Raw genomic sequence first — 5,839 nt, forward strand, 5'->3', positions numbered from 1 at the left:
CTCCATCATCACAAGACAAAAATCACTCAGAGATATGCGACCCCAGCGTTAACAAATATTGGGGAACGGGGTCTAAAATTCATTTTTACGAATGGCGATAGAGCAGCGCGTCGACAATCAGCGGTGGAAGCAGACGGTCGAGACCAAGTGGATAGAGAGTTGGGAGCGACGCGCGGAAACGATCGAGCCATCCTGTAAAATCACCGTCAAAACTGTCGGACGACAGTGAGAACAACCTGATAGCCTCAGGCATATCATTGTCGAGCATAGCGGCATATCCGGCATTGAGATAGTCGGCATACCCCGGTTGTCCGGCCACAAGGCGCGAATAATATTCGCGGGCGCGGGCAGTATCACCGGTAAGGAGCAGCGACCAGGCCAGAGGACGTACCGCACGTTCGGGCTTTTTACCCATGAACTCTGCCTTGAAGAAATAGTTGAGCGCCTCTTTATGGCGACCGAGTTCTACAAGGCAATGACCTATGTTGAGCGCTATCGAGGCATCGTCGGGGCGTGCCTTCTCGGCGATGCGGAAATGCTCGAGTGCTTCATCCGTGCGTCCAAGCAGGCGGCACACGGCGCCAAGCCTGCGGCGAGTCCACAAACTGTCGGCATTAAGCAGTTCGGCCTGCGAATAATTGCGCAGAGCCTCCTCGAGCTGCCCGGTCTGCTGATAGGCATAGCCGAGCTTCTGAAACATCTGGGCTTCGACCGGCCCTGACCCGACACGCATCTCCAGCACCTCGGCGGCATCTTCATAATATCCGCGCTGGAAGTAAAACTCGCCCACCGCACTTAATGTCTCAGGCGAATGGAGGTCTTTCTCAAGCAGCGGCAGTGCAAGCAGATTGAGCGGACGGGCAAACGGATCGACAAATTCCCCTTTGCGGCGGAAAAGTTTGAAGAAACGATACAGCCCCTGTACATATTTGCCTGCGGCTGTGTCGCGTGCCGACGCATCGCCGGTAGCATCGAGAGTAGCCTGGCGCATCTCCAGTTCGGAAAGCGCCTCGGGGTTAATCTGCGACAGCATCATACGGCGCTGCGCCTGCGGAGCGACGGCCAAAGCCAGACAGAATGAATACTTGTCGCCATCACACAGAAAAGGAGCCGCGGAAATCAGACTGCCGATTTTCGCGGCCTCATCACCAAGAGCATCGGTAATCGACGTGTGGTCGGCTCTGAAAGGCATAAACCAATTGGCCGGTTCATGGAAAAACGGGAATGTCTTCAACTGGGCGAAAGTAGGCATCATCACGTCGGCACCCTCCTCCTGCATCTTCATCAGCTCCTTGAGCTTGTCGGCCACGCCGCTGTCGCGCAACATGTCGTTCCATTCCGGATTGTCCGACAGAAGTTCCTGCAGGTCATCAATCGACGATGCGTCCATATCGAGCTTAAGCATATCGGGTCGCAGCTTTTTCAACCGCGGTATGAGGTCATCATTTATAGTATGTGACACTCTGTCGGTATCACGCGAGCGTATAAACTGCATGAACACTTTCTGCACATCGGCAGTCCATACAGTGGTGTCGCGGAGAGCATCGATTCGTGGTTTGAGCCGGGTTACATCAACCGATTTACGGCATATATACATGGCCATGAGAGCGCCACACAAAGCCTGCATGGCAAGGCGTCCCGACGGACTCGAGGCATACACATCAAGAAGCAGCATCAGACGTCGCTCATCGTAATGCTCAAGCAGCCCGAGCAACAGAGAAGAAATCAGCAGCGACTTGAAATCATCACTGTATGCCGCCGAACCAAATACACCCTTAAGCTGTGCGGAAAGCTCGGCCGACATAGGAAATGCCACCCAGAGCCGCATAAAAATACGCCGCTCCAAAGCCTCCCGCTCTCTGGCATCTGACTTTTTGTCAGCCTCCTCCACGCCGAGTATGGCATTAAACGCCGAATTACGGTCGGACAAGGACAGATAGCTGTCAAGCAATCCCTGCATAGTGTCGCCTCTCTGAAGAGCCTCATACCGTAGTGTTGAATAGTACATAATCGGCGAATCGCGCCGCTCTATACGATAGCGCGCACGGTCGGCGAGACAGCGTATGCCTGCCACTATAGAGGCGTATAAATCGTCACGTCCGGGGTCCGACTGTCCGTTTGCCGCATAATCAAGCATCATCCGGTAGGTCTGCTCAAGGCGGTCGATATCTTCGGTAATACGCCAGTCGGAGGCAAGAGCGGCAAGTGCCCGTAACTGAACAAAGGCGTCCCTGAGCCTGCGCTCGTCTATGCAACCGTCAATCCGTTCGATATATTGTTGTGGTGTTGTAGTCATATATATGATTTCGTAGTTTGCGGGAGATATGCCACGACAGAATATCCGTCACTGCATAAGAGAATGTTTGGATTTGACTTATGTTAATATTTAGAGAGGATTTCCGAGAATGTTTTGAGATTGAATGAAGGAATTATAGGGTTCCATAATGACTGAATGAAAGCTCGAAACAGTCCGGAAATACCTCTAAAGATTTCATGAAGTTAAATTCAAACATTCTCTAAGAGTCCCACAGTAAAGAGATAACAAAAACCGAGCCAAAAAGATGCAAGACGCGCCGCAGACCATTACCGGACTGCGGCGCGTCGTATTCAAGAACTATAAAATGTGTCAGAATTTACTTAACGAGCACCTTTCTTGTAGTACCACCCTGGCGCACTACATATATACCGGGCACCACGCGGTCGGAAGGTATGCGGATACCCTGGAGATTATAGTACTCGGCTGGAGCTTCAGGGTCATATGCCCCGGCAACAGAATCTATGCCCGATGTGCTGCCGATGTATATGAGGCGCGGAGAGATTGCAAACGAGATACCGCCCTCATCGGTATTTTCAACCCACTCGCGCTCTCCTGTGGGACGGTAGCTGTCGTCAAGTATGTCAAGCTGATGGAAAGCGGTATTGCGGTCACCCATGTTGCGGCGGGCAAGATACATGGCGATATCGTCGCCTTCATCATTGGGGAAATCGCCGATGGTAACAAAGAATTCGTCCTCTACACGTACAGGAGACTCAAATCTGAAGACAGTAGGATCATTATATGTCTCAGAGGCATCGACAAGTTCCGAAGCCTTAAGCTGCGAAGTAGCTATGACCTCACCGGGCAGACCGCCTTCAGCCTTGGCGATTGAGACTACCACAGGTGCATCAGCGGAAGCTACGGTAGCCTTGCCAAAGTAGACATTTACCGATGATATTTCAGCCGGAGCGAGAGGTTTGGCAAATTTCTCGGCAAATGCGGGCATATCAAGCCAGTTTGTACCGCCATAATAACCATACCAGCCAAGAGCGATACAGGTAAGTTCGGAATTCTCCGATGAAGCGATGTTCCATACATTTGCTTCCTGGCCGGCCTTTATCTGATAGAGATATGTGGTTGACTCTCCTACCGAATTCTTTACTGTAAGGTCGAGGTCGTAGACACCGGCCTGTGTATAACGGAATGTCACCTCCTTGTCGGATGAGCTTGTGATATTGGCACCCTCTATCTTCCATTCACGGCTGTCGACCTTGCCCTCTGTAAGGTCAGTAAATGTAAGGTCAACACCTACGGGCACCACCAGCGCCGCCTCGGGAGAGTAGTAAGCCTGTGCCGGCACTCCGATTACAGCTGTCGGAGGTATGCCGCGCACGTTGATGAAGTTCTTCCGGGTGACGGTATTCTTCTCACCCTTCTCGTTGGTGACAGTGAGTGTCACATCATAGCTGCCGGCATTGTTGTACACTACCGACGGATTCTGCTCGACAGAAGTCTCGGTCTCGGCTCCCGGGAAACTCCATTCCCAAGCCACGGGATAACCTCTTGAAAGGTCTACAAAGTCAATCTGCTCGCCTGTAAGAATTGAAGCCACTGCATCGTCGCCAGTATTGGCTGTGACGATTTCCATGTCATCAATCATCACGGGCTCGCCATATGTGCCCTGATAAAGGAACGCGAGTTCTACGGTCTTTCCTGCAAATGCCGACAGGTCGACTGTATATTGAGTCCACTTGGCATCGTCGATAGCAGCCTCCTGCGACACACGGAATGCATCCCACACTACAGTGCCTGAGTTTCCGTCCTCAACAACAATGAGCTGTAGGTTGGCATCGTATATCCACACCGGATTGAACACCGCCCAGAAACGCACCTTGGCATTCTCAGGAATCACCATCTCGGGAGTATAAGCGGCATCCGACACATAATCACGGTCATTTGGATGATACAGAGAATACTTGCTTGACGGATTCACTGAAGTAAACGCCGGCACAGTGTAGCTGTAATCGCTAGCACTCATTGTCCACTGGGTGCCCTTTGTCACTGTCCAGTCGGAAAGTTCCTCCTCAGAGTCAAAATGCCATGATGCAACGCTTACCTCAGTCTGTGCGGCAGTAAATTTAGCGGCCAGATTCTGATTTATTGTAAACGATGCTTTCTTAACATCGCTCCAAATATTCTCACCCACAGCCTGCACCCATATGGTGGTGCTCTCTGTAAATGTCTTGGTCATTTCCGGCTTATGGTTGATTTCGAATTCCTGGAGCAGACCCCACTGGTCAACTTCAGGCTCGGCATCTCCAATCACGTACCATATGGCCTGAGCTCGCTCATCGGAGGCTGTGAAAGTAACGGTGACCTCCTCATCGAAAGTTCCTCCTTCGGGAGTAATCACAGGTGCATCCATCGGAGGCTTTGCCACTACATACAGTTTGTAGGAAGCCTCGGCAGGATAATAAGTGTCATCGCCGTCAAAGATAGCACGGACAGTAGTCTCGCCTTTCTCTACAGTTGTAATCCAACCGGTATTGTCGACATAAGCCACAGTGTTGTCATCACATTTGTAGCTTACAGTCACGCGGTTGGGATTATTGAGGTATACACCTGAGGCATCGTCGGGCCACTCTATGGTAAGCTCGCTCTTTTCAAAGCTGATTTCCGGATTCTTGCGGATTACATACTGCACGGTGGCTACAGCTCCGTAGACACCCTCCTTGCGGGCAACCGCCTTTATCGTAGTGGTTTCGGCTACAGTAAACGGAGCGCTGTATACAATAGCAGTCTCCGATGCGCGCGGATTGCTTCCGTCGGTAGTATACACAATCTCACAACCTTCAGGAGCTGTCATGCTGACAGTCTGGGCTTCATCGTAAGTACCGGCGGCTACCGACAGCACCGGTGCTTCAAACGCAGGTGCCTCCTCTTCCCATTCTATCTCTATTTTCTTAATATAGAACGGTTTTGAAGCTCCCGTCTGTGAGAACTCCATCTTTATCTCACCCTCCTGAATATCATCGGAGGTAAATGTGTGTTCAACCAACTTATCTCCTGCTATAGAAGATGGTGTCTCTGCGGAGGTATACACCTTGCCGTTGACACTGACTGTTACTTCCGCCACGGAAGCCACAACTCTTGACTGAACTGACACACGCTTGATTTTACCTTCAAAAGAGCCGGAAACGAGATTGAATCCGTCAACAGGCAGAACTCCGCCCTCCACTTTGCCGACTATCTGGCCTGAAGTAGTAGTGAAGCCCATATAACATCCTTCCGGAACATTTATAGTCCATTCACGTTCGTTAAGGATACGTGTCTGTGCCTTAAGAGTCTTGTCACTGCCAAGATTATAGAATCCGGCTTCCTTATCTTTTGTAGCCGATATCGGCCAGTCGTAACTCCATGTGCCGGCATTGGCCTGTAGCGCTGCGACCAACACTACTAAGAGCGACACTAACTTGTGGTAAACTTTTTTCATACAATAAATGTGATATATTTAGAGCTTGTTTAATAATAAATGTTACCGTCAGGGCGGTCAATCGTCGAGCATATTTTCGCTTGTGATGA

At 50.8% G+C, this 5,839-nt stretch carries 2 protein-coding genes; both read right to left on the reverse strand.

The features are described 5' to 3' along the window. Positions 1-85: 85 nt before the first annotated feature. Positions 86-2,296 (reverse strand): tetratricopeptide repeat protein, encoded by a 2,211-nt coding sequence (locus K2I50_RS08075; protein ID WP_301025826.1) that lies wholly within the window; start codon positions 2,294-2,296, stop codon positions 86-88. A gap of 337 nt (positions 2,297-2,633) precedes the next feature. After that, complete coding sequence (locus K2I50_RS08080) at positions 2,634-5,750, reverse strand: chitobiase/beta-hexosaminidase C-terminal domain-containing protein (RefSeq protein ID WP_301025827.1); 3,117 nt, start codon at positions 5,748-5,750, stop codon at positions 2,634-2,636. Positions 5,751-5,839 lie beyond the last annotated feature (89 nt).

The sequence above is a fragment of the Muribaculum sp. genome, from assembly GCF_029051885.1.
GTDB lineage: Bacteria > Bacteroidota > Bacteroidia > Bacteroidales > Muribaculaceae > Muribaculum.